Source organism: Agromyces mariniharenae, assembly GCF_008122505.1.
Taxonomy (GTDB): domain Bacteria; phylum Actinomycetota; class Actinomycetes; order Actinomycetales; family Microbacteriaceae; genus Agromyces; species Agromyces mariniharenae.
The window spans coordinates 758,972-784,078 of record NZ_VSSB01000002.1; the positions used below are offsets into that span (position 1 = coordinate 758,972).

The 25,107-nt window shown below is 70.6% G+C and carries 21 protein-coding genes; 13 read left to right on the forward strand and 8 right to left on the reverse strand.

The window, feature by feature from the left end; genetic code table 11:
- Positions 1 to 94: 94 nt before the first annotated feature.
- Positions 95 to 709 (reverse strand): DUF4126 domain-containing protein, encoded by a 615-nt coding sequence (locus tag FYC51_RS16830; protein WP_148734909.1) that lies wholly within the window; start codon positions 707 to 709, stop codon positions 95 to 97.
- Between the two features lie 77 nt (positions 710 to 786).
- Here FYC51_RS16830 and coaE point away from each other — a divergent pair, with 77 nt between their 5' ends.
- The 12 genes from coaE (at position 787) to FYC51_RS16890 (ending at position 15,121) form a co-directional block, all read left to right on the forward strand.
- Positions 787 to 1,398 carry a dephospho-CoA kinase gene (coaE, locus tag FYC51_RS16835; protein ID WP_148734910.1) on the forward strand — a complete coding sequence of 204 codons (612 nt, stop codon included), beginning with the start codon at positions 787 to 789 and terminating at the stop codon, positions 1,396 to 1,398.
- A 97-nt stretch (positions 1,399 to 1,495) separates the two neighbouring features.
- Positions 1,496 to 3,562: an excinuclease ABC subunit UvrB gene (gene uvrB / locus FYC51_RS16840; protein ID WP_148734911.1), complete on the forward strand. Its 2,067-nt coding sequence runs from the start codon at positions 1,496 to 1,498 to the stop codon at positions 3,560 to 3,562.
- A gap of 99 nt (positions 3,563 to 3,661) precedes the next feature.
- Positions 3,662 to 6,553: an excinuclease ABC subunit UvrA gene (gene uvrA, locus FYC51_RS16845; RefSeq protein WP_148734912.1), complete on the forward strand. Its 2,892-nt coding sequence runs from the start codon at positions 3,662 to 3,664 to the stop codon at positions 6,551 to 6,553.
- Between the two features lie 5 nt (positions 6,554 to 6,558).
- A complete protein-coding gene (gene uvrC, locus FYC51_RS16850; RefSeq protein ID WP_148734913.1) occupies positions 6,559 to 8,520 on the forward strand; it encodes an excinuclease ABC subunit UvrC in 1,962 nt (653 codons plus the stop codon).
- Between the two features lie 36 nt (positions 8,521 to 8,556).
- Positions 8,557 to 9,435, forward strand: a complete 879-nt coding sequence (gene rapZ / locus FYC51_RS16855) for an RNase adapter RapZ (protein ID WP_148734914.1) — start codon at positions 8,557 to 8,559, stop codon at positions 9,433 to 9,435.
- Positions 9,436 to 9,472: 37 nt separating this feature from the next.
- The gene (gene whiA / locus FYC51_RS16860) at positions 9,473 to 10,450 is read left to right on the forward strand and encodes a DNA-binding protein WhiA (RefSeq protein ID WP_148734915.1); all 978 of its coding nucleotides are present in this window, start codon (positions 9,473 to 9,475) and stop codon (positions 10,448 to 10,450) included.
- Positions 10,451 to 10,671: 221 nt separating this feature from the next.
- Positions 10,672 to 11,298, forward strand: coding sequence for a superoxide dismutase (locus FYC51_RS16865; protein ID WP_148734916.1), 627 nt, complete (start codon positions 10,672 to 10,674; stop codon positions 11,296 to 11,298).
- Positions 11,299 to 11,392: 94 nt separating this feature from the next.
- A complete protein-coding gene (gap, locus tag FYC51_RS16870; protein WP_148734917.1) occupies positions 11,393 to 12,397 on the forward strand; it encodes a type I glyceraldehyde-3-phosphate dehydrogenase in 1,005 nt (334 codons plus the stop codon).
- 11 nt (positions 12,398 to 12,408) lie between these two features.
- A complete protein-coding gene (locus FYC51_RS16875; RefSeq protein ID WP_148734918.1) occupies positions 12,409 to 13,623 on the forward strand; it encodes a phosphoglycerate kinase in 1,215 nt (404 codons plus the stop codon).
- Positions 13,614 to 14,402, forward strand: a complete 789-nt coding sequence (gene tpiA, locus FYC51_RS16880) for a triose-phosphate isomerase (RefSeq protein ID WP_148734919.1) — start codon at positions 13,614 to 13,616, stop codon at positions 14,400 to 14,402. The genes FYC51_RS16875 and tpiA overlap by 10 nt, the downstream gene beginning before the upstream one ends.
- 85 nt (positions 14,403 to 14,487) lie before the next feature.
- Positions 14,488 to 14,739 carry a preprotein translocase subunit SecG gene (gene secG, locus FYC51_RS16885; RefSeq protein ID WP_108595410.1) on the forward strand — a complete coding sequence of 84 codons (252 nt, stop codon included), beginning with the start codon at positions 14,488 to 14,490 and terminating at the stop codon, positions 14,737 to 14,739.
- A gap of 13 nt (positions 14,740 to 14,752) precedes the next feature.
- Positions 14,753 to 15,121: an RNA polymerase-binding protein RbpA gene (locus tag FYC51_RS16890; RefSeq protein ID WP_148734920.1), complete on the forward strand. Its 369-nt coding sequence runs from the start codon at positions 14,753 to 14,755 to the stop codon at positions 15,119 to 15,121.
- A gap of 112 nt (positions 15,122 to 15,233) precedes the next feature.
- Here the strand turns inward: FYC51_RS16890 and pgl are convergent, their stop codons facing one another.
- Genes pgl through tkt form a run of 6 tightly spaced genes read right to left on the reverse strand, consistent with a single transcriptional unit; the run spans position 15,234 to position 23,359 of the window.
- Positions 15,234 to 16,004 (reverse strand): 6-phosphogluconolactonase, encoded by a 771-nt coding sequence (pgl, locus tag FYC51_RS16895; protein ID WP_148734921.1) that lies wholly within the window; start codon positions 16,002 to 16,004, stop codon positions 15,234 to 15,236.
- The gene (locus FYC51_RS16900) at positions 16,001 to 16,960 is read right to left on the reverse strand and encodes a glucose-6-phosphate dehydrogenase assembly protein OpcA (protein ID WP_148734922.1); all 960 of its coding nucleotides are present in this window, start codon (positions 16,958 to 16,960) and stop codon (positions 16,001 to 16,003) included. Before FYC51_RS16900 ends, pgl begins: the two co-directional genes overlap by 4 nt.
- Positions 16,957 to 18,498, reverse strand: coding sequence for a glucose-6-phosphate dehydrogenase (zwf, locus tag FYC51_RS16905; protein ID WP_148734923.1), 1,542 nt, complete (start codon positions 18,496 to 18,498; stop codon positions 16,957 to 16,959). The genes FYC51_RS16900 and zwf overlap by 4 nt, the downstream gene beginning before the upstream one ends.
- Before the next feature lie 17 nt (positions 18,499 to 18,515).
- The gene (locus FYC51_RS16910; protein WP_148734924.1) at positions 18,516 to 20,120 is read right to left on the reverse strand and encodes a glucose-6-phosphate isomerase; all 1,605 of its coding nucleotides are present in this window, start codon (positions 20,118 to 20,120) and stop codon (positions 18,516 to 18,518) included.
- On the reverse strand, positions 20,117 to 21,244 hold the full coding sequence (gene tal, locus FYC51_RS16915; RefSeq protein ID WP_148734925.1) for a transaldolase: 1,128 nt from the start codon (positions 21,242 to 21,244) through the stop codon (positions 20,117 to 20,119). The genes FYC51_RS16910 and tal overlap by 4 nt, the downstream gene beginning before the upstream one ends.
- A 24-nt stretch (positions 21,245 to 21,268) precedes the next feature.
- On the reverse strand, positions 21,269 to 23,359 hold the full coding sequence (gene tkt, locus FYC51_RS16920) for a transketolase (protein WP_148734926.1): 2,091 nt from the start codon (positions 23,357 to 23,359) through the stop codon (positions 21,269 to 21,271).
- A gap of 315 nt (positions 23,360 to 23,674) precedes the next feature.
- Here tkt and FYC51_RS16925 point away from each other — a divergent pair, with 315 nt between their 5' ends.
- Complete coding sequence (locus tag FYC51_RS16925) at positions 23,675 to 24,598, forward strand: heme o synthase (RefSeq protein WP_148734927.1); 924 nt, start codon at positions 23,675 to 23,677, stop codon at positions 24,596 to 24,598.
- 139 nt (positions 24,599 to 24,737) lie between these two features.
- Here the strand turns inward: FYC51_RS16925 and FYC51_RS16930 are convergent, their stop codons facing one another.
- The gene (locus FYC51_RS16930) at positions 24,738 to 24,980 is read right to left on the reverse strand and encodes an SDR family oxidoreductase (protein ID WP_148734928.1); all 243 of its coding nucleotides are present in this window, start codon (positions 24,978 to 24,980) and stop codon (positions 24,738 to 24,740) included.
- Positions 24,981 to 25,107 lie beyond the last annotated feature (127 nt).

Consider the following 25,107-nt stretch of genomic DNA (forward strand, 5'->3'; position numbering starts at 1 on the left):
GCGACGAACGGAAGGCCGGTCCCCTCGGGGGCCGGCCTTCCGGCGTCTGGAGGGGCACCCGTGCCGGCTCGGTCGACCGCCGGCGGCCGACCGATCAGCCGGCGACGGTGGGCGGCGGCTGCGCAGCCCGCTCGCGCCGCAGGCGGCGCCGGCGCACGAGCCACACGACGAGTGCGGCCATCACGACGATGCCGAGCAGCACGAGGACGGGCGCGAGGATGGCGGCGAACGCGAGGGTGAAGCTGCCGGCGTCCTCCGCGGCGCTCGCGACTGGCGCGCCGACGCCGGCCGTCGACGCGTTCACGATCGGTCGCGCGGCCGCCTTCGCGAGGTGCACGCCGAGCGCGAGCACGATGCCGATCGCGATCGGCACCCACTGCTGCGAGGCGAAGAACGCCTCGGGATCGGTGACCGCGACGGTCGTCGCGCCGACGCCCGAGCCGAACGCGATGCCCCCGGCCGTCGGCCGGACGAACGTCTGCACCACGTCGTTGATGGAGTCGAGTCCGGGCACCTTGTCGGCGACGAACTCGAACACGAGCAGCACGACGAGGATGAGGAGCACCCACTCGTTCGCGAGCCACGCCCATGCAGCCGGGAGCTCGATCAGTCCCGTGAAGCGGTCGAGGGCGCCGAGCACGACGAGCGGGATCCACGCATTGAGCCCGGCCGCGAGCGCGAGGCCCGTGCCGGTCAGCAGCTCGAGCATCCGCACCCCCTCGGCCGTGCGGCCCGCCGACCCGGCGTCGCCGTCGGGTCGAGTGTCGCACGGATAGAGTGGTGAGCGTGTATCTGATCGGTCTCACGGGCGGAATCGCCTCCGGCAAGTCCACGGTCGCCAGGCGCCTCGTCGAGCACGGGGCGGTGCACATCGACGCCGACGACCTCGCGCGACGCGTCGTCGAGCCCGGCAAGCCCGCGTTCGACGCGATCGTCGCCGAGTTCGGCGAGGGCGTGGTGGGGCACGACGGCCGGCTCGACCGTCCGAAGCTCGGCGAGCTCGTGTTCGCCGACGACGCCGCGCGCACGCGGCTCAACGCGATCGTGCACCCGGCCGTCCGCGAGCTGTCGCGCAAGCTCATCGAGCGCGCCGAGGCCGAGGACCCCGACGCCGTGGTGGTCTACGACGTGCCGCTGCTCGTCGAGGCATCCGTCGACCACCCCTTCGACCTCATCGTCGTGACGAACGCGCCGCGACGCACGCAGGTCGAGCGCCTGGTGCAGGAGCGCGGATACGATCCGATCCACGCCGAGGCGCGCGTGGACGCGCAGGTGGACAACACGGCCCGGCTCTCGATCGCCGACGTGGTGATCGACACCGACGGCTCGATGGCGCACACCATGAGCCAGACCGACGCGCTCTGGCAGCGCATCCGCCAGGAGCGCGCGCGGGCGTAGGCGGGCTGTCGGGCGGATGCCGCCGCTCGCGTCGGCGCGCGTTCGCCCCTGGCGCACGCCGGGTGGAGTGTCGGCGGGCGAACCTAGACTTGAACGCATGCAGGCCACGCGTTCCGTCCGTCCGTTCGAGGTCGTGAGCGAGTACCAGCCGAGCGGCGACCAGCCCACGGCGATCGCCGACCTCGCCGCCCGCATCAACGCCGGTGAGACCGACGTGGTGCTCCTCGGCGCCACCGGCACCGGCAAGTCCGCGACCACGGCCTGGCTCATCGAGCAGGTGCAGCGGCCCACGCTCGTGCTCGCGCACAACAAGACGCTCGCGGCCCAGCTGGCCACCGAGTTCCGCGAGCTGATGCCGAACAACGCGGTGGAGTACTTCGTCTCCTACTACGACTACTACCAGCCCGAGGCCTACGTGCCGCAGACCGACACCTTCATCGAGAAGGACTCGTCGATCAACGCCGAGGTCGAGCGGCTGCGGCATTCCACCACGAACTCGCTGCTCAGCCGGCGCGACGTCGTCGTCGTCTCCACGGTGTCGTGCATCTACGGCCTCGGCACGCCCGAGGAGTACCTCAACGCGATGATGCCGCTCCAGGTGGGCCAGCGCGTCGACCGCGACTGGCTCATCCGCAAGTTCGTGTCCATGCAGTACCAGCGCAACGACCTCGCGTTCTCGCGCGGCACGTTCCGCGTGCGCGGCGACACGATCGAGATCATCCCGGTCTACGAGGAGCTGGCCATCCGCATCGAGATGTTCGGCGATGAGATCGAGGCGCTCTACAGCCTGCACCCGCTCACCGGGCAGGTCGTGGCGAAGCTCGATGCCGTCCCGGTGTTCCCGGGCTCGCACTACGTCGCGAGCACCGACGTGATGCAGCGGGCGATCGGCACGATCCGCGACGAGCTCGACGAGCGCCTCGCCGAGCTCGAGCGCGAGGGCAAGCTCCTCGAGGCGCAGCGCCTGCGCATGCGCACCACGTTCGACCTCGAGATGATGGAGCAGATCGGGTTCTGCTCGGGCATCGAGAACTACTCGCGGCACATCGACGGCCGCGCGCCGGGGGAGGCGCCGCACTGCCTCCTCGACTACTTCGCCGACGACTTCCTCGTCGTCATCGACGAGTCGCACGTCACCGTGCCGCAGATCGGGTCGATGTACGAGGGCGACTCCTCGCGCAAGCGCACGCTCGTCGAGCACGGGTTCCGGCTCCCGAGCGCCATCGACAACCGCCCGCTCAAGTGGGACGAGTTCAAGGCGCGCGTCGGCCAGACCGTGTACCTCTCGGCGACCCCCGGCCGCTACGAGATGGGCGTCGCCGACGGCGTCGTCGAGCAGATCATCCGCCCGACCGGCCTCGTCGACCCGCAGATCGTGGTGAAGCCGTCGAAGGGCCAGATCGACGACCTGCTCGAGGAGATCCGCGTCCGCGCCGAGCGCGACGAGCGCGTGCTCGTCACGACGCTCACGAAGCGCATGGCCGAGGAGCTCACCGACTTCCTCACCGAGGCCGGCGTGCGCGTGCGCTACCTGCACTCCGACGTCGACACGCTCCGCCGCGTCGAACTCCTCACCGAGCTGCGGGCCGGCGTCTACGACGTGCTGGTCGGCATCAACCTGCTCCGCGAGGGCCTCGACCTGCCCGAGGTGTCCCTCGTGGCGATCCTCGACGCCGACAAGGAGGGCTTCCTGCGATCGTCGACCTCGCTCGTCCAGACCATCGGCCGAGCCGCACGCAACGTATCGGGCGAGGTGCACATGTACGCCGACGTGCTCACCGAGTCGATGGCGGCCGCGATCGACGAGACGACGCGTCGCCGCGAGAAGCAGCTCGAGTACAACCGGGCGAACGGCATCGATCCGCAGCCGCTGCGCAAGCGCATCGCCGACATCACGGCGGTGCTCGCGCGCGAGGAGGCCGACACCGCGGCGCTGCTCGCCGGCCGCGAGGGACGCACCAAGGCGCCCGTGCCGAACCTCCGCCGCGAGGGCATCGCGGCCGAGGGCGCGAACGACCTCGAAGACCTGATCCGCGACCTCAACGACCAGATGCTCGAGGCCGCCGGCGAGCTGAAGTTCGAGCTCGCTGCCCGGCTGCGCGACGAGGTGTCCGAGCTCAAGCGGGAGCTGCGGCAGATGGAGAAGGCCGGACACCTGACGTAGGCCGGGGGAGTCCCCCCGATGGCGAGAATCGAACGTATGTTCGCTGAGAGCACGTGCCGCGGCGGACCCGGTGTCGGTGGCGCTCTCTAGACTCGGAGGGTGCCAGTTTCACGTCTCGATGCCCACTCGCGCCTGAGTGTCCGCGGTGCCCGCGTGCACAACCTGCAGAACGTCGACGTCGAGATCCCGCGCGATGCCATGGTCGTGTTCACGGGGCTCTCGGGCTCCGGCAAGTCCTCGCTCGCGTTCGACACGATCTTCGCCGAGGGCCAGCGTCGCTACGTCGAGTCGCTCTCCGCCTACGCCCGCCAGTTCCTCGGCCAGGTCGACCGTCCCGACGTCGACTTCATCGAGGGGCTGAGCCCGGCGGTCTCGATCGACCAGAAGTCGACGAACCGCAACCCGCGCTCGACGGTCGGCACCATCACCGAGATCTACGACTACATGCGCCTCCTCTGGGCGCGCATCGGCGTGCCGCACTGTCCGGTCTGCGGCGAGAAGATCCAGCGGCAGACCGTGCAGCAGATCGCCGACCAGCTCATGGAGCTGCCAGAGGGCACGCGCTACCAGGTGCTCAGCCCGGTGGTGTCGCAGAAGAAGGGCGAGTTCGTCGACCTGTTCCGCGAGCTCGCGGCGGGCGGCTACTCACGTGCCGTCGTCGACGGCGAGCTCATCCGGCTCGACGAGCCGCCGGTCCTGAAGAAGCAGGTCAAGCACGACATCTCCGTCGTGATCGACCGCCTCGTCGCCGGACCCGAACTCCTCGGCCGCCTCACCGACTCGCTCGAGACGGCCCTGCGGCTCACCGACGGGCTCGTGCAGGTCAACTTCGTCGACGAGACCGGGCCCGACGCGTGGACCACGTTCTCCGAGAAGCTCTCGTGCCCCAACCAGCACCCGATCCAGCTCACCGAGATCGAGCCGCGCACGTTCTCGTTCAACGCGCCGTTCGGCGCCTGCCCCGAGTGCTCCGGCCTCGGCACGCGCATGTCGGTCGACGAGGCGCTGCTGCTGGGCGACACGAGCCTCAGCATCGCCGAGGGCGTCATCCTGCCGTGGACCTCGCAGGGCAAGAGCCTCTACAACTACTACGAGAAGCTGCTCGACGGGCTGGCCCGCGATCTGGGCTTCTCGCTCGACACGCCGTGGGAGGAGCTCCCGGCCGATGCACGCGGCGCCGTGCTGCGGGGCGACAACTTCGAGGTCAAGGTGCGCTGGCGCAACCGCTACGGCCGCGAGATGAGCTACACCTCGGGGTTCGAGGGCGTCGTGCCCTACATCGAGCGGCAGTACCTCCAGGCCGAGACCGACGTGCAGCGGGCGCGCTGGGCCGAGTACCTCCGCGAGGTGCCGTGCCCGGTGTGCGACGGCAAGCGCCTCAAGCCCGAGGTGCTCTCGGTGCTCATCCACGAGCACAGCATCGCCGACGTCGGCCTGCTCAGCCTCACCGACGCCCGCGCCTTCATGGACCGCCTGCACCTCACCGAGCGCGAGCAGGCCATCGGCGCGCAGGTGCTCCGCGAGATCAAGGTGCGGCTCGACTTCCTGATCCGGGTGGGGCTCAGCTACCTCGACCTCGCTCGGGCCGCTGGCACGCTGTCGGGCGGCGAGGCGCAGCGCATCCGGCTCGCGACGCAGATCGGGTCGGGCCTCACGGGCGTGCTCTACGTGCTCGACGAGCCGAGCATCGGCCTGCACCAGCGCGACAACCGCCGCCTCATCGATACGCTCGTCGCGCTGCGCGACCTCGGCAACACGCTGATCGTCGTCGAGCACGACGAGGACACGATCCGCACGGCCGACTGGATCGTCGACATCGGGCCGGGTGCCGGCGTGAACGGCGGCACGGTCGTGCACTCGGGCAGCTACGCCGACCTGCTCAAGAACTCGCGGTCGCTGACCGGTGACTACCTGTCGGGTCGCAAGGAGATCGCGATGCCCGCTCATCGGCGTTCCGTCGATGCCGCGCGCATGATCTCGGTGCAGGGCGCCGAGGCCAACAACCTGCGCGGCGTCGACGTCGAGTTCCCGCTCGGCACCTTCACGGCGGTCACCGGGGTGAGCGGCTCGGGCAAGTCGTCGCTCGTCAACGACATCCTCTACCGCGTGCTCGCGAACCGGCTCAACGGCGCCCGCAAGGTGCCCGGCAAGCACCGCCGCGTCACGGGCATCGAGCAGCTCGACAAGGTCGTGCACGTCGACCAGGCGCCGATCGGCCGCACTCCGCGGTCGAACCCGGCGACCTACACGGGCGTGTTCGACCGCATCCGCACGCTCTTCTCCGAGACCACCGAGGCGAAGGCGCGCGGCTACCTGCCCGGGCGGTTCAGCTTCAACGTCAAGGGCGGGCGCTGCGAGGCGTGCGCGGGCGACGGCACCATCAAGATCGAGATGAACTTCCTGCCCGACGTCTACGTCGCATGCGAGGTCTGCGGCGGCAAGCGGTACAACCGCGAGACGCTGCAGGTGCACTACAAGGGCAAGAACATCGCCGAGGTGCTCGAGATGCCGATCAGCGAGGCGGCCGAGTTCTTCGAGCCGATCTCGGCGATCCACCGGTACCTGAAGACCCTCGTCGACGTCGGTCTCGGCTACGTGCAGCTCGGGCAGAGCGCCACGACCCTGTCGGGCGGCGAGGCGCAGCGCGTGAAGCTCGCGACCGAGCTCCAGCGCCGCTCGAACGGCCGCAGCGTGTACGTGCTCGACGAGCCCACCACGGGCCTGCACTTCGAAGACGTGCGCAAGCTCCTGAAGGTGCTGGGCAAGCTCGTCGACAAGGGCAACACCGTCATCGTCATCGAGCACAACCTCGACGTCATCAAGTCCGCCGACTGGATCATCGACCTCGGGCCCGAGGGCGGCTCCGGCGGCGGGCAGGTCGTCGCGACCGGCACGCCCGAGCAGGTGGCCCGCGTGGCCGAGAGCCACACCGGCTACTTCCTGCGCGAGATCTTCGACGCGGCATCCGCCCGCGTCGAGGTCGCCAGCTGACGCGGATGAGCACAGCGCTGTCACGAGACACCGTCCCGTACCGGCCGAGGCCGGGCGAGATCCCCACGGGTCCCGGCGTCTACCGGTTCCGCGACGCCGACCGCCGCGTGCTCTACGTCGGCAAGGCGAAGAACCTGCGCGCGCGCCTCTCGAACTACTTCGCGCCGCTGTACAGCCTGCACGAGCGCACCCGCCGCATGGTGCTCAGCGCGGCATCCGTCGAGTGGACCGTCGTCGCGAGCGATGTCGAGGCGCTCAACCTCGAGATCACGTGGATCAACGAGCTGAAGCCACCGTTCAACGTGCGCTTCAAGGACGACAAGTCGTACCCGTACCTCGTCGTGACGCTCGCCGACGAGGCGCCACGGGCGATGGTCTCGCGCAAGCGCGGCATCCCGGGGGCACGCTACTTCGGGCCGTACCCGAAGATGTGGGCCGTCACCGACATGCTCGAGATCCTCATCAAGCTGTTCCCGATCCGCACGTGCAAGGACAGCGACTACCGGCGCGCGATGGCGACCGGCAAGCCGTGCTTCGCCGGGCAGATCGGCCGGTGCTTCGGGCCGTGCTCGGGCAAGGTGACCATCGAGGAGCATCGGGCCAACGTCGACCGGTTCGTCGCGTTCATGCAGAACCAGGACCCGCGCATCGTGCGCGACCTCGAGCGAGAGATGCAGGCCTCCTCGGCCGTGCAGGACTACGAGACGGCCGCCCGCAAGCGCGACCAGCTGCAGGCCGCCACGGCGTTCTTCGAGAAGAGCGCGGTGGTGCTGGGCGACCGCGTCGACCTCGACGTGTTCGGCATCGAGCACGACGAGCTCGCCGCTGCGGTGCACCTGTTCATGGTGCGCGGCGGTCGCATCCGCGGCGAGCGGTCGTGGACGGTCGACAAGGAGCTCGACGTGCCGCTCGGCGAACTCGTCGACGTGGTCGTGCAGAACGCGTACGGCGACGACCTCACGCCGGCCCGCGAGGTGGTCGTGCCCGAGCTGCCCGACGACGCCGAGGCGCTCGAGACCTGGCTCGGCGGGCTCGCGGGTCGCAACGTGCACCTGCGGGTCGCGCAGCGCGGCGCGAAGGCGCAGCTGCTCGCCACCGCGACGCAGAACGCCAAGCAGTCCCTGATGCTCTACAAGACCCGCCGCAGCGCCGACTTCACGACCCGCTCCCGCGCGCTGGAGGACATCCAGGAGGCCCTCGGCATGGCCGACGCGCCGTTGCGCATCGAGTGCTACGACGTCTCGCACCTCAGCGGAACGAACATCGTCGCGTCGATGGTCGTCTTCGAAGACGGCCTCGCGCGCAAAGACGAGTACCGCCGGTTCACCATCCCGAGCTCCACCGACGACACGGACTCGATCCACCAGGTGCTCACGCGCCGGCTCGCCTACCTCGGGCGGCGGCCCGACGACGAGGCATCCGATACGGCTGCAGCGGGTGCGGGCACTCGCCCCGACGTGGCCGACGGCGATGCGGCGGATGCCCCGGTCGTCTCCGAGCGGCGCAGGAAGTTCGTCTACCGCCCCAACCTGCTCGTCGTCGACGGCGGTCAGCCGCAGGTGGCGGCCGCCGCGCGCGCTCTCGAGGAGTCGGGCGTGGAGGGCATCTACCTCTGCGGCATCGCCAAGCGGCTCGAGGAGATCTGGACGCCCGACGCGGACTTCCCCGTCATCCTGCCGCGCAACAGCGACGCGCTGTTCCTCTTCCAGCGCGTCCGCGACGAGGCGCACCGGTTCGCGATCACGCACCAGCGCCAGCGCCGCAAGCGCGACATCTCGACCGTGCTCTCCGAGATCCCGGGCCTCGGGCCGGCACGCGTGCGGGAGCTGCTCAAGCACTTCGGATCGGTGAAACGCCTGCGCGGCGCAGGGGAGACGGAGATCGCCGAGGTGAAGGGCATCGGGCCGAGCCTCGCGGCCACCGTTCACGCGCACCTGCACGCTGACGGCGTGTCGGCGCCCCGGTAGGCTGGGGTGTCGACGCGAAAAAGGGGGTTCGAGACGATGGCAGCCGAGGCTGAGCACCAGCAGGAGATGCTCATCGTCACCGGGATGTCGGGCGCCGGACGATCGACCGTCGGCAACGCGCTCGAAGACCTGGGCTGGTACGTCGTCGACAACCTCCCGCCGCAGATGCTGCGTCCGCTCGTCGAGCTCGTCGAGCGCGCGGGGGCCTCGCTGCCACGCATCGCGGCCGTCGTCGACGTGCGCGGTCGCGACTTCTTCTCGGAGCTGCAGGACATCATCCAGGCGCTGCGCACGGGGGTGAACGTGCGCGTCGTGTTCCTCGACGCAACCGACGCCGTGCTCGTGCGCCGGTTCGAGTCGGTCCGCCGCCCGCACCCGCTGCAGGGCAACGGCACGCTCCTCGACGGCATCGGCGCCGAGCGGGGGCGACTGGCCGAGCTGCGCGAGTCGAGCGACATCGTCGTCGACACCTCCGACCTCAACATCCACCAGCTCGCGACGCTCATCACCGAGACCTTCGCTGAGGAGGGCCGAGCGGGCCTGCGTGTCACGCTGCTGAGCTTCGGCTTCAAGTACGGCCTCCCGGCCGACGCCGACCTCGTCGCCGACGCGCGGTTCCTGCCGAACCCGTTCTGGATCCCCGAGCTCCGGCACCTCAACGGCGAGGACCCCGAGGTGGCCGAGTACGTGCTCGGCCAGCCCGGCGCGCGCGAGTTCATCGACGCCTACGCCGCCGCGCTCGAGCCGGTGCTCGCGGGCTACCAACGTGAGAACAAGCGACACGCGACCATCGCGATCGGATGCACCGGCGGCAAGCACCGCTCGGTCGCCATCGTCCGCGAGCTGGCCGACCGCCTGGGTGCGTTCCCGGGCGTGGCCGTCAGCGTGAAGCACCGCGATCGCGGCCGTGAATGAGCCGGCCGCACCAGATGAATGAACGAGAGGACGTGACGTGGCGCTGACCGCCGACGTGAAAGAGGAACTCGCGCGGGTCGAGGTGTCGAAGACGAGCGTGCGCGCCGCCGAGCTGGCCTCGGTGCTGCGCTTCGCGGGCGGACTGCACATCATCTCGGGCCGTATCGCGATCGAGGCCGAGCTCGACTCGCCCACGATCGCCCGTCGAGTGACCCGCGACCTCGGCGAGCTCTACGGCGTGCGACCCGACGTCTCGGTGATCTCGCCGTCGGGCATCCGCCGGCAGAACCAGTACCTGGTGCGCGTGCTCGACGGCGGCGAGACGCTCGCCCGTCAGACCGGCCTGCTCGACGCCCGCCGCCGCCCCGTGCGCGGGCTCCCCAACAAGCTCACCACCGGCTCGCGCGACGACGTCGCGGCCGTCTGGCGCGGCGCGTTCCTCGCACACGGCAGCCTCACCGACCCGGGCCGGTCGGCGGCGCTCGAGGTCACCTGCCCCGGCAACGAGACGGCCATGGCCCTCGTCGGCGCGGCCGGACGCCTCGGCATCTCGGCGAAGGCCCGCGAGGTGCGTGGCGTGCACCGCGTCGTGATCCGCGACGGCGAGGCGATCAGCGCGATGCTCGCGATCATGGGCGCCACCGACACCGTGCGCAACTGGGAGGAACTGCGCCAGCGCCGCGAGGTGCGCGCCACCGCCAACCGCCTGGTCAACTTCGACGACGCGAACCTCCGCCGGTCGGCGCAGGCCGCCGTGGCCGCGTGCGCCCGCGTCGAGCGGGCCATGGAGCTGCTCGGCGACGACATCCCCGACCACCTGAAGTACGCCGGCGAGCTGCGCCTCGCGCACCGCGACGCGAGCCTCGACGAGCTCGGCCACCACGCGGACCCGCCCATGACGAAGGACGCCGTCGCCGGGCGCATCCGGCGCCTGCTCGCCATGGCCGACAAGCGCGCCGCGGAGTTGGGCGTCCCCGGCACCGAGGCGAGCCTGCCCGCCGACCTCGACGACTGAGCGGGCGAGCGGGCGCATCGCGGCATCCGTTGCCCGGGGGGCCGGCGCGCGGCATCCGTGTGCCCCGGGCGCCGCGTCGCGGCATCCGATGCCGATGCCCGGTCGGCCATGACCGAAAGCGTCAAGGCCCGGCAGCGCCCGCAGCGTCAGGCATAGGCTAGGGGATGCCGCGGTCGCGCCGGGCAGAGGCCCGGTTCCCCGGCATCTGACAAGGAGAAGCAATGGCTGACTACACCCTCCCCGATCTCCCGTACGACTACGCGGCCCTCGAGCCGTCGATCAGCGGCCGGATCATGGAGCTGCACCACTCGAAGCACCACCAGGCGTACGTGACCGGTGCCAACACGGCCCTCGCGCAGCTCGCCGAGGCGCGCGACTCGGGCAATCTCGCCAACGTCAACAAGCTCGAGAAGGACCTCGCGTTCAACCTCGGCGGCCACGTCAACCACTCGATCTTCTGGACCAACCTGTCGCCCGACGGCGGCGACGAGCCGACCGGCGAGCTCGCCGCGGCGATCGACGACGAGTTCGGCTCGTTCGACAAGTTCCAGGCGCACTTCACCGCGACCGCGCTCGGCGTGCAGGGCTCCGGCTGGGCCGTGCTCGCATGGGACTCGATCGGCCAGCGGCCCATCATCGTGCAGTTCTTCGACCAGCAGGGCAACCTGCCGGCGGGCATCGTCCCGCTCCTGATGCTCGACGTCTGGGAGCACGCGTACTACCTCGACTACCAGAACGTGCGCGCCGATTACGTGAAGGCGTTCTGGAACATCGCCAACTGGGACAACGCCCAGCAGCGCCTCCAGGCCGCACGCGAGAAGACCTCAGGGCTGCTGCTACTGTCATAGCGGATGGTGTCCCCGGGCGCCGTCCGGGGACACCGCCGTCCGATAGCTCACCTTGGAATCCGCGCATTCGCGCACGTCAATTCAGGAGACATCCGTGTCCGTAAAGATCGGCATCAACGGCTTCGGCCGCATCGGCCGCAACTACTTCCGCGCCGCCCTGGCCCAGGGCGCCGACCTCGAGATCGTCGCCGTGAACGACCTCACCGACAACAAGACGCTCGCGCACCTGCTGAAGTACGACTCGGTCACGGGTCGCCTCGACGCGACCGTCGACTACGACGACGACCACATCATCGTGAACGGCAAGGCCATCAAGGCCTTCGCGGAGCGTGACCCCGCGAACCTGCCCTGGGGCGAGCTCGGCGTCGACATCGTCATCGAGTCGACCGGCTTCTTCACCAAGGCCGCCGACGCGCGCAAGCACCTCGAGGCAGGCGCGAAGAAGGTCCTCATCTCGGCTCCTGCGACCGACGAGGACGCGACCTTCGTCATGGGCGTCAACGAGGACTCGTACGACCCCGAGAAGCACAACATCATCTCGAACGCGTCGTGCACCACGAACTGCCTCGCGCCGCTGGCGAAGGTCTTCAACGACGCGTTCGGCATCGAGCGCGGCCTCATGACCACGGTGCACGCGTACACGGCCGACCAGAACCTGCAGGACGGCCCCCACAAGGACCTGCGCCGCGCCCGCGCCGCCGCCATCAACATCGTCCCGACCTCGACCGGTGCGGCGAAGGCCATCGGCCTCGTGCTGCCCGAGCTCGTCGGCAAGCTCGACGGCTTCGCCCTGCGCGTGCCGGTCCCCACCGGCTCGATCACCGACCTCACCGTCACCGCATCGCGTCCGGTGACGGTCGACGAGGTCAAGGCCGCCTACAAGGCCGCGGCCGACGGCCCGCTCAAGGGCATCCTGAAGTACACCGAGGACGAGATCGTGTCGAGCGACATCGTCTCCGACCCGTACTCCTGCATCTTCGACGCCGGCCTCACGCGCGTGATCGGCGACCAGGTGAAGCTCTCGGGCTGGTACGACAACGAGTGGGGCTACTCCAACCGCCTCGTCGACCTCACCGAGTACGTCGCCGAGCGCCTCTGAATCGGGCCATCGTGACCCTGCGAACGATCGATTCCCTCGGTCCGCTCGCCGGCAAGCGCGTCGTCGTCCGTTGCGACCTCAACGTTCCTCTCCAGGACGGGGTCATCACGGACGACGGCCGCGTGCGGGCGTCGGTGCCCACCCTCGAGGCCCTCATCGGCCAGGGGGCCCGCGTCATCGTGGTCTCCCACCTCGGTCGCCCTGACGGGGCGCCCGACGCGAAGTACAGCCTCGCGCCCGTGGCGGCCCGCCTCGACGAGCTCATCGACGCGCCCGTGGCGTTCGCGTCCGACACGGTCGGCACGGATGCCGCGGCGAAGGTCGCGGCGCTCGGCGACGGCGAGGTGCTCGTGCTCGAGAACCTCCGGTTCAACCCGGGGGAGACCTCGAAGAACGAGGCCGAGCGCACGGCGTTCGCCGGCCAGCTCGCCGAGTTCGCCGACGCGGTCGTCTCCGACGGCTTCGGCGTCGTGCACCGCAAGCAGGCGAGCGTCTACGAGCTGGAGGAGCTGCGCCCGAGCGCCGCGGGCCTCCTCATCGCCTCCGAGCTCGACGTGCTCGACCGCCTCACGGAGTCGCCCGAGCGCCCGTACACCGTGGTGCTCGGCGGCTCGAAGGTGTCCGACAAGCTCGGCGTCATCGCGCACCTGCTCCCGCGCGTCGACGCGCTGCTCATCGGCGGCGGCATGCTGTTCACGTTCCTCGCCGCACAGGGCCACAAGGTCGGCTCGAGCCTCCTCGAGGAGGACCAGATCGAGACGGTGCAGGGCTACCTGGCCGAGGCCGCCGAGCGCGGCGTCGACATCGTCCTGCCGACCGACGTGGTCGTGGCCGAGCGCTTCGCCGCGGATGCCGCGCACGAGGTCGCACCGGCCGATGCGATCGAGCAGACCGCGTTCGGGGCATCCGGACTCGGCCTCGACATCGGCCCCGACACGGCGGCGGCGTTCGCCGAGCGGATCCGCAACTCGAAGACCGTGTTCTGGAACGGTCCGATGGGCGTGTTCGAGCTGGCTCCCTTCGCCGACGGCACGCGGGTGGTCGCGCAGGCGCTCACCGAGGTCGACGGCCTCAGCGTCGTGGGCGGCGGCGACTCCGCGGCCGCAGTACGCCAGCTCGGCTTCGCCGACGACGCATTCGGACACATCTCGACGGGCGGAGGCGCGAGCCTCGAGTTCCTCGAGGGCAAGAAGCTCCCCGGACTGGAGGTCCTCGGATGGCAGTGAAGCGCACCCCGTTCATCGCGGGCAACTGGAAGATGAACCTCGACCACCTGCAGTCGATCGCGTTCGTGCAGAAGCTCGCATGGTCGCTGGCCGACGCGAAGCACGACTACGCCGACGCCGAGGTGGCCGTGTTCCCGCCGTTCACCGACCTCCGCTCGGTGCAGACGCTCATCGCGGCCGACTCGCTCCCGCTCGCCTACGGCGCGCAGGACCTCTCGGCGCACGACTCGGGCGCCTACACGGGCGAGGTGTCGGGCGCGTTCCTCGCGGCCCTCGACTGCGCGTACGTCATCATCGGCCACTCCGAGCGGCGCACGTACCACCACGAGACCGACGCCATCGTCAACGCGAAGGTGCTCGCGGCGCAGCGCCACGGGCTCGTCCCGGTCGTGTGCGTCGGCGAGACCGCCGAAGACCTGGAGCGCTTCGGGGCCAGCGCGGTGCCCGTCGCGCAGCTGCGCACGGCGCTCGAGGGCGTCGACGGCGCCAAGGGCCTGGTGGTCGCGTACGAGCCGGTCTGGGCGATCGGCTCCGGCCAGGCGGCCACGCCCGAGCAGGCCGAGAAGGTCGCCGCCGCCCTGCGCGAGGTGATCGCCGAGGTGCTCGGCGACGACGTCGCGCAGGCGACGCGCATCCTCTACGGCGGGTCGGTGAAGGCCGCGAACATCGCGTCCTTCCTGCGCGAGCCGAACGTCGACGGCGCCCTCGTGGGCGGCGCGAGCCTCGACATCGACGAGTTCTCGAGCATCGCCCGGTTCAAGAAGCACGTCGGGGCCTGACGGCGGGTTCCATCGGCCCGGTCGCGGGTCCGGCTATACTCGATTGTCGGCACGACACCCTGCGTCGTGCCCGGAAAGGTTCACCGTGGAGATTCTCCAGGTCGTCCTGCAGGTGCTGCTCGGGCTCACGAGCCTCCTGCTGACGCTGCTCATCCTGCTGCACAAGGGCCGCGGCGGCGGTCTGTCCGACATGTTCGGCGGCGGCGTCACCTCCAGCCTCGGCGCCTCCGGCGTGGCCGAGCGGAATCTCAATCGGATCACCGTCATCCTCGGACTCGTGTGGGTGACGTGCATCGTCGTGCTCGGACTCATCACCAAGTTCGACGCCGGAATCTGACGGGGGAGTCGCCATGGCATCAGGCAACAGCGCCATCCGTGGGTCGCGCGTGGGCGCGGGCCCGATGGGCGAGCAGGATCGCGGCTTCCACGCCGACCGCGTCGCCGTGAGCTACTGGGACGCCCAGGGCAACGAGACCGTGCGGTACTTCGCGGCGAACCTGCCCGAGGAGGAGATCCCCGAGATCATCGACAGCCCCTCCACGGGGCTGCCGGCCGGTCGCGACAAGGACAACCCGCCGTCGGTGTCGAAGCTCGAGCCCTACAAGACGCACCTCGCCTACGTGAAGGAGCGTCGCACCGACGAGGAGGCCGCCGCGCTGCTCGAGGAGGCGCTCACGCAGCTTCGCGCGCGCCGTGGGCAGGTCGCTCCGCAGGAGTGACGTCACCCCGCAGACATGCGGAAGGGGCCGGCCATGATGGCCGGCCCCTTCCGTGTCTCGGGGGAGCGAATGCGGATTCGGGAGCGTGTGCTCGCGGCATCCGCCCGCTCGTTCAGTAGTCGCGCGCGATGAGCGACTCGGGCACCTCGGCCGCCGCGTCGGCGTCGACGAAGAACACCGTGCGTCGGCGTCCCTTGATGCCGGCGGCGGGCACCTCGTCGCGACTCGCGCCCGCGAGGGCGAGACCGAGCGCCGAGGCCTTGTCGGCGCCGGCGAGCACCATCCAGATGCGCTGCGACGAGTTGATCACCGGCCGCGTGAGACTGAGACGCTCGGGCGGCGGCTTGGGGGAGTTGCGCACGGGGATGACCGTGCGGTCGGTCACCTGGATGCCCGAGCGGTGCGGGAAGAGCGACGCGATGTGGCCGTCGGGTCCGACGCCGAGGAACGTGATGTCGAAGATCGGGTGCGCGAGCCCGTCGACGCCGTGCTCCGACAGCTCCGCCGCATACGCCGCCGCCGCCTCGTCGAGGTCGAGGCCGGCGTCGGACGCGGGGAACGGGTGCACGTTCTCGTCGGGGAGGTCGAGGTCGTCGAGCAGCGCCTGCTGCGCCTGCAGGTCGTTGCGATCGGCATCGCCCGCGGGCACCCAGCGCTCGTCGCCCCACCAGAAGTGCACGCGCGACCAGTCGATGGTCGTGCGCGCCGGGGAGGACGCCACCGCCTCGAGCACCGCCGAGCCCATGGACCCGCCGGTCAGCACGACGTGCGCGACGGCCTGCTCGTCGAGGATGTCGAGCATCTTGGTGATGAACCGTGCGGCCACGGATCCCGCCAGCGATGCCTTGTCGGGGTGGACGAGCACCCGCCGCTCATTCGTCATGCATGGACTCCTTCGGCCTCCGCGTCGCCGAGCAGCGCGAGGCCGCTCGTGATCACTTCACCGTACAACTCGTCGGGGTCGAGGCGGCGGAGTTCGTCGGCGAGGCAGTCGCGGAGGTTGCGGCGCGGCAGCGCGACGTGGTGCGTCGGCTGGCCGGGCTGGTTGAGCGTGGCGACACCGGGGATGTCGCGCACGAGCTCGACGGTGCCCCCATCGCGCTGCAGTTCCACGCCGTGGATGCCGTGCGAGCCCTCCTCGACGGGCGTGAGCTCGTACGTCGTCGGCGCGTCGAGCTGCAGGTGCAGCCAGGCCGCGAGCAGCGTGGTCGACGGCGAGTCGATCGCCCCCGTCACCTTCACGGCCGTGATCGGCGCGTACGGCGGCTGGTCGAGCACGGCCGCGAGCTGTGCGCGCCAGAGCGTGAGCCGCGTCCACGCGAAGTCGGCGTCGCCGGGCGTGTAGCTCGTGGCGCAGGCGTGCAGCGCGTGCTGCGGGTCTGGCTTCGTCGACGCATCCGTGATGCGCCGGTGGGCGATGCGGCCGAGCGGGGATTGGCCGGGCACGTCTGGCGACGCGCCGGGCCACCACGTGACGACCGGCGCATCGGGCAGGAGCAGCCCCATGACGAGGCTCTCCTCATCGCGTGCGGCGTCGCCGTGGGCACGGAGGACGATGACCTCGCTCGCACCGGCGTCGCCGCCCACGCGGATCTCCGCGTCGAGGCGCGCATCCAGGTCGGGCGCTTCCTCGGGGTCGCTCGAGACCACGATGACGCGCATCGGATGCTCCCGTGACGCGTCGTTCGCGGCCTCGATCGCCTCCTCCTCGCTGCCGGGTGCGGTGGCGATGACGAGGGTGAGCACTCGGCCGAGGGCGACGACGCCGCCCTCCTCGCGGATCTTGACGAGGGTCTTGGAGACCTGGCTCGTCGTCGTGTCGGGCAGTTCGACGATCACGGGCGCCTCCAGCTTCGTCCGTCGCGGTGCAGGAGCTCGTCGGCGGAGCTCGGTCCCCAGGTGCCGGGGCGGTACTGCTCGGGCTGGCCCTGCGTTTCCCAGAACTCCTCGATCGGGTCGAGGATCTTCCACGAGAGCTCGACCTCCTCCTGGCGCGGGAAGAGGGGCGGGTCGCCGAGCAGCACGTCGAGGATGAGGCGCTCGTAGGCCTCGGGGCTCGCCTCGGTGAACGCGTGGCCGTAGCCGAAGTCCATCGTGACGTCGCGCACCTGCATGCCGGCTCCCGGCACCTTCGAGCCGAACCGGATGGTGACGCCCTCGTCGGGCTGCACCCGGATCACGAGGGCGTTCTGGCCGAGCTCGGACGTCTGGCTGTCGGCGAACACCTGCTGGGGCGCGCGCTTGAAGACGACCGCGATCTCGGTGACGCGCCGGCCGAGGCGCTTGCCCGCGCGGAGGTAGAACGGCACGCCCGCCCACCGGCGGGTGCCGATGAGCAGCTTCATGGCTGCGTACGTCTCGGTCGTCGAGTGCGGGTTCATGCCCTCCTCGTCGAGGAAGCCGACGACCTTCTCGCCGCCCTGCCAGCCGCCCGAGTACTGGCCGCGGGCCGTGCCCGTCGCCAGGTCGTCGGGCAGGCGCACGGCCGCGAGGATCTTCTCCTTCTCGGCGCGCAGGTCGGCGGCGTCGAACGAGATCGGCTCCTCCATGGCGGTGAGCGCGAGCAGCTGCAGCAGGTGGTTCTGGATGACGTCGCGCGCCGCGCCGATGCCGTCGTAGTACCCGGCGCGACCGCCCACGCCGATGTCCTCGGCCATGGTGATCTGCACGTGGTCGACGTAGTTCGCGTTCCAGATGGGTTCGTAGAGCTGGTTCGCGAACCGGAGCGCCAGGATGTTCTGGACGGTCTCCTTGCCGAGGTAGTGGTCGATCCGGAACACCGCGTCGGGCGGGAACACCGACGCGACGACGTCGTTCAGCTCGCGCGCTGACGTGAGGTCGCTGCCGAATGGCTTCTCGATGACGACGCGTCGCCACTGGCCGTCCTTCTGCTCCGTCAGGCCCGAGCGCTTGAGCTGCTCGGTCACCAGCGGGAACGACTTGGGCGGGATCGACAGGTAGAACGCGTGGTTGCCCATCGTGCCGCGTTCGCGGTCGAGCTCCTCGACGACGGCGTGCAGTCGGTCGAACGCCGCGTCGTCGTCGAAGTCGCCCTGCACGAAGCGGATGCCGCGGGCGAGCTGCTTCCACACGTCCTCGCGGAACTCGGTGCGGGCGTACTGCTGCACCGAGTCGTGCACGACCCGCTCGAAGTCCTCGTCCGCCCAGTCGCGGCGTGCGAATCCGACCAGCGCGAAGCCGGGCGGCAGGAGCCCCCGGTTCGCGAGGTCGTAGACCGCGGGCATGAGCTTCTTCCGCGAGAGGTCGCCGGTCACCCCGAAGATGATGAGGCTCGAGGGGCCGGCGATCCGGTTGAGGCGGTAGTCCTTGGGGGAGCGCAGCGGGTTGTGCTGCGCGGAGATCTCTGCCGGAGCCAATGCGGATCCTCCCTGGATCAGCCGACCGCGTCGAACAGCGTCGCGAGGTTCGCGGCGGGGTCCGTCAGCGTCAGCGTGAGCACCGGGCGGCCGTGGTCGGCGAGCACGCTCGCGTCACCGGACGCCTGCGCGGCGATGAGCTCGCCGAACGTGAACGGTCGCTCGGGGATCTCGAGGTCCTCGGCCGGCTGCTCCGTGATCTGCAGGAACACGCCGACCGCGGGGCCGCCCTTGTGGAACTGGCCGGTCGAGTGCAGGAAGCGCGGCCCCCAGCCGAAGGTGACGGGGCGTCCGGCGCGCGCCGCGAGGAGGTCGCGGATGCGGGCGACCTCGGGGTGCGCGACGCGGTCGACGTAGGCCTGGACCGAGAGGTAGCCGTTCGCGGGGAGCTCCTCGAGCAGGACCTCGATGGCCGAGGCGAGGTCGCTCGACGCGCCGATGACCTCGGGCGTGCCGCGGACCTCGATGCCGTCGGCCACGAACGCCGCGGGAGCGGGCTCGGGGCGCGCGTCGAGCAGGCCGCGGGCGGCGATCTTCGCCGACTCCACGTCGGGCTGGTCGAACGGGTTGATGCCGAGCAGGCGCCCGGCGACCGCGGTCGCGTACTCCCAGACGAGCAGCTGCGCACCGAGCGTGCCCGAGACGCGGATCTCGCCGTGGGTGTCGTTGCGGAAGATCTCGTCGCCCGCGTCGTCGACGAGGCGCACGACCTGCACGTCGGGGAGGTCGGCGGTGAGCTCGGGCGAGTTCACGTCGAGCACGACGGGCAGGATGCCGGTGCCCTCCTTGCCCGTGGACTCGGCGATGAGCTGCTCGGCCCAGTCGGCGAAGCCGACGATGTGGGTGCCGTCGGCCACGATCGCGAGCTTGTCGCGCAGCGGCGCCGTGGCCGCGATGGCGGCGCCGAGCACCAGGCCCGGGTTCTCGGGGCTGTCGATCGCGAGCGAGAGCTCGATGGTCTCGGCCTCGTCGAGGACCTCGGCGATGTCGACGCCCGCGAGGCCGGAGGGCACGAGGCCGAAGGCGGTCAGCGCGGAGTAGCGGCCGCCCACGTTCGGGTCGGCGTTGAAGACGCGGTAGCCGGCGGCCCGCGCCGACTCGTCGAGCGGCGAGCCGGGGTCGGTCACGACGACGATGCGCTTCGCCGGGTCGATGCCGGCGTCGCGGAACGCCTGCTCGTAGACCCGTCGTTGGCTGTCGGTCTCGGCGGTCGAACCCGACTTCGACGAGACGACGAGCGCGGACTCCGCGAGGCGGTCGGCGAGCGCCGCCCGCACCTGGCCGGGCTCGGTCGAGTCGAGCACGGTGAGCTCGACGCGCGCGGTGCGCGTGATGACCTCGGGCGCGAGCGAGGAGCCGCCCATGGCCGCCAGCACGATGTGCGTGACGCCGTCGGCCTCGAGCTCCTCGCGGAGCGCCTCGATCTCGGGCACGAGCGGGCGCGAGATGGCGACCGCCTCGGTCCAGCCGAGGCGCTTCGACGCCTCCTCCTCGGCCGCCGGACCCCAGAGCTCGGGGTCCTGCGCGGTGATGCCGCTGGCGACGAGGTCGGACACGAGGCCCGGCACGGTGCGGCGGACGGCGTCGGCGGCCGCGCCGCTGACCGAGATGCGGAAGCTCATCGGGCCGCCTCCAGTGCGGTGCGGACGGTGTCGAGCAGCTCGTGCCAGGACACGATGAACTTCTCCACGCCCTCGCGCTCGAGCACGGCGGTGACGTCGTCGTAGTCGACACCGACCGCAGCGAGCGCATCGAGCACGGCACCGGCCTCGGCGTACGACCCGGTCACCGTGTCGCCGCGGATCTCGCCGTGGTCGAAGGTGGCCTCGAGGGTCTTCTCGGGCATCGTGTTCACGACGCCCTGGGCGACCAGCTCGACCACGTACAGCGTGTCGGGCAGCGCCGGGTCCTTCACCCCGGTCGACGCCCACAGGGGGCGCTGCCGGTTCGCGCCAGCCGCGAGCAGTGCGACGGCGCGGTCGGACGAGAACGCCTCCTCGTAGAGCTCGTAGGCGAGCTGCGCGTTCGCGACGCCGGCCTTGCTCTTCAGCGCGAGGGCTTCATCGGTGCCGATCGCGGCCAGGCGCTTGTCGATCTCGGTGTCCACCCGGGACACGAAGAACGACGCGACCGAGTGGATCGTGGACAGGTCGAGGCCCGCCGCCTTCGCCTGTTCGAGCCCGGCGAGGTACGCGTCGATGACCTCGCGGTACCGATCGAGGCTGAAGATCAGGGTGACGTTCACGCTGATGCCCGCGCCGATCGCCGCGGTGATCGCGTCCAGGCCCTCGACGGTCGCCGGGATCTTGATCATCACGTTCGGCCGGTCCACCTTCTCCCAGAGCGCGTGCGCCTGCTCGATGGTCGCCGTCGTGTCGTGCGCGAGGTCGGGCGCGACCTCGATCGACACTCGGCCGTCGTAGCCGCCGGTGGCGTCGTAGACGGGACGCAGGATGTCGGCCGCGTCGCGCACGTCGTCGGTCGTGGTCTCGAACACGGCCGCGTCGAGGTCGGCGCCGGCCTCCGCGAGTGCGTGCAGCTGCTCGGTGTAGGCGTCGCCCTTCGAGAGCGCGCCGGCGAAGATCGTCGGGTTGGTGGTGACGCCCACGACGTTGCGGTCGGCGATCAGGCGCGCGAGGCCGCCCGAGGTGATGCGCTCGCGCGAGAGGTCGTCGAGCCAGATGCTGACGCCGGCCTGCGAGAGGGCCTCGGTGGGGGACTGGGTGGACTGGGTCTGCGTGGCCATGTCGGTGATTCTCCTTCTCGCCCGTCAGGCGGCGAGCGTTTCCTTGGCGGCGGCGACGACGGCATCGGTGGTGATGCCGAACTCGCGGAACAGGGTCTTGTAGTCGGCGGAGGCGCCGAAGTGCTCGATCGAGACGCTCCGGCCGCGGTCGCCGACGTACGGACGCCACGTGAGGGCGATGCCCGCCTCGACGGAGACGCGTGCGGTGACCGACGACGGCAGCACGGACTCGCGGTACTCGGCGTCCTGCTCCTCGAACCACTCGAGGCTCGGCGCCGAGACGACGCGCGCCTGGATGCCCTCCTCGGCGAGGCGCTCGCGCGCAGCGACGGCGAGCTGCACCTCGGAGCCCGTGGCGATGAGGATCACGTCGGGTTCGCCCGACGGCGCCTCGGCGAGCACGTAGGCGCCCTTCACGAGGCCCTCGGCCGAGGCGAGCGTGTCACCGGATGCCGCGCCGTCGCCGCGCTCGAACACGGGGATGTTCTGGCGGGTCAGCGCGAGGCCGACGGGGCCGCCGCGACGCTTCAGGACCTCGAGCCAGGCGACCGCGACCTCGTTCGCGTCGGCGGGCCGCACGACCGTGAAGTTCGGGATGGCGCGGAGCGTCGCGAGCTGCTCGATCGGCTGGTGCGTGGGGCCGTCCTCGCCGAGGGCGACCGAGTCGTGGGTCCAGACGAAGATCGACGGCACGTGCATGAGCGCGGCGAGACGCACCGCGGGGCGCATGTAGTCGCTGAAGATCAGGAACGTGCCGCCGAACGGGCGCGTCGGGCCGTGCAGCACGATGCCGTTGACGATGGCGGCCATGGCGTGCTCGCGGATGCCGAAGTGCAGCACGCGGCCGTAGGGGTTGCCGGCGAACTCGTGCGTCGACCACTCGGTCGGGATGAACGAGGCGGCGTCGTTGATGGTCGTGAGGTTCGACTCCGCGAGGTCGGCCGAGCCGCCCCAGAACTCGGGCAGCTCGCCCGCGAGGGCGTTGATGACCTTGCCGGATGCCGCGCGGGTGGACAGCTCGGTGCCGCCCTCGAACGCCGGCAGCACGGACTCGAGGCCATCGGGCAGGTCGCCCGCCTCGAGGCGGTCGAGGAGCGCCTTGCGCTCGGGGTTCGCCTCGGCCCAGGCGTCGAACCCGACCTGCCACTCGGCGTGCGCGACGGCGCCGCGCTCGCGCGCTTCACGCGTGTGCTCGATGACGTCCTCGGCGACGACGAAGGTCTGCTCGGGGTCGAAGCCGAGCACCTCCTTCGTGGCGGCGAGCTCGGCCGCGCCGAGCGCCGAGCCGTGGATCTTGCCGGTGTTCTGCTTGCCGGGGCTCGGCCAGCCGATGATGGTCTTCAGGATGATGATCGAGGGCTTCGAGGTCTCGCCCTGGGCGGCCTCGATCGCGCGGTGCAGCTCGGCGACGTCCTCGACGTACTTGCCGGCCCTCTTCCAGTCGACGGTCTGCACGTGCCAGCCGTACGCCTCGTAGCGCTTGGCGACGTCCTCGGTGAAGGCGATGTTCGTGTCGTCCTCGATCGAGATCTGGTTCGAGTCGTAGATCACGACGAGGTTGCCCAGCTGCTGGTGGCCGGCGAGCGAGGATGCCTCGCTCGTCACGCCCTCCTGCAGGTCGCCGTCGCCGGCGACCACGTAGACGAAGTGGTCGAACGGGCTCGTGCCCGGCGCGGCATCGGGGTCGAACAGGCCGCGCTCGTAGCGGGACGCGTAGGCGAACCCGACCGCGGAGGAGAGGCCCTGGCCGAGCGGACCGGTCGTGATCTCGACGCCGTCGGTGTGGCCGTACTCGGGGTGGCCCGGGGTCTTGGAGCCCCACGTGCGCAGCGCCTTCAGGTCGTCGAGCTCGAGGCCGTCGCCCGCGAGGTACAGCTGCACGTACTGCGTGAGCGAGCTGTGGCCCGCCGAGAGGATGAAGCGGTCGCGGCCGAGCCACCTGTGGTCGGCCGGGTCGCGACGCATGACCTTCTGGAAGAGGAGGTAGGCCGCGGGGGCCAGGCTCATCGCGGTGCCGGGGTGCCCGTTCCCGACCTTCTCGACGGCGTCGGCCGCGAGGACGCGCGCCGTGTCGACCGCGCGATCGTCGATGGGTTCCCACTGCAGAGTTGCCACGAGGTGATGTTCCTTCCGATCGTGACGGCGTCGGGAACCGACCGGCCCCGACCCGCCGAGGACGTTGCGGCGCGGTTCCGCCCGGGCGACGGATCCGACCGGCGGCGAGACGCCCTCTCGGTCGAACCCGCGAAGCCGGGCGCGCATTCCTCAGTATATGGATTCCGGGCCCAGTGTGACGGGCTGTGACTCACACGCGACTCCGCGTGATGTGAGGGGGAAAGCGCATTCCCCTAACCCCCGCGCGGGCATGTCCTAGAATCGATGGAGGCCGCGCGGGGAGTGGCCGAGACACCCGCGCCCAGAAGAGGAACGATGCAGGCAGCAGCCGTACACACACGCGAGTCGCGTCCGGCGATGACGGTACGGCGGAAGCTCGCCGCGTACCTCGCCCTCACCAAGCCGCGTGTCATCGAGCTGCTGCTCGTGGTCACCGCACCCACTATGATCCTCGCCCAGAACGGGCTCCCGAACCTCTGGCTGCTCGTGGCCACCCTCATCGGCGGTGCGATGAGCGCCGGCTCGGCCGGGGCGTTCAACTGCTACATCGACCGCGACATCGACCGCGTGATGCGGCGCACGCGCGGCCGCCCGCTCGTCACCGGCGAGCTCACCGACCGCGAGGCGCTCGTCTTCGCCTACGGGCTCGGCGCGGCATCCATCGTCTGGCTCTGGGTCTTCACCAACTGGCTCGCCGCGCTGCTCTCGCTCGCCGCGATCCTGCTCTACGTCGTCTTCTACAGCCTCATCCTCAAGCGCCGCACGTCGCAGAACATCGTCTGGGGCGGTGTCGCGGGCTGCATGCCCGTGCTCATCGGCTGGGCGGCGGTCACCGGCAGCCTGAGCTGGACCCCGTTCATCCTGTTCCTCATCATCTTCCTCTGGACGCCGCCGCACTACTGGCCGCTCTCGATGAAGTACAAGGACGACTACGCCGCCGCCGGCGTGCCGATGCTCGCCGTCGTGCGCGGCCGGGCCCAGGTCGGCCTGCAGGTGATCCTCTACGCGTGGGCGACCGTGGCGTGCTCGCTGCTGCTCATCCCCGTCGCGGGCATGGGCCTTGTCTACTCGACGGTCGCCGTGGTGACCGGCATCTGGTTCATCTACGAGACGCACCGCCTCTACAACCTCGCGATCCGCCATGAGCAGGTCTCGCCGATGCGCGTGTTCCACGGCTCGATCGCGTACCTCTCGCTGCTGTTCCTCGCGATCGGGATCGACCCGCTGCTGCCGTTCTGAGCTTCAGGGACGGTGCGCCGTCCCTGACCCGGCGCACCGCCGTCGGATGCGCGCCACCGCCTCGCAGTGCGGCGTCGCGCCGACATGGGACGGGTGCGCCGGTCGACGTCCGGCGCACCCGTCAGAAGATGCGTGCTCCTCAGAAGAAGCGTGCGTGCTGCTCGGGGATCCAGGACGGGGCCCTCACGCCGGCACCGGTCAGGTCGTCGCAGCGGACGAACTGGTCGTCGATGCGCTGCAGCGGGCACTGACCGAACCCGTGCGACTGCGTGGGTGGAGCGTCGGGCGCCGCCTCGGGGCGGGCGGATGCGGGGGCGGCGATGGCCGTCGTGAGGAACGCGGCGATGAAGAGGGATGCGCCGACGGTGCGTGCAGTGGACATGATCGTTGCCTTTCAGGGAATCGGACGGCACCACGCTCCGCCCCCGACGGGTACGCCGAATCGGGTGCGACCCCTGAGATGGGGGCGGAACATCCTGAGATCTGCGCGCGCAGCGGTGCCAGACTGG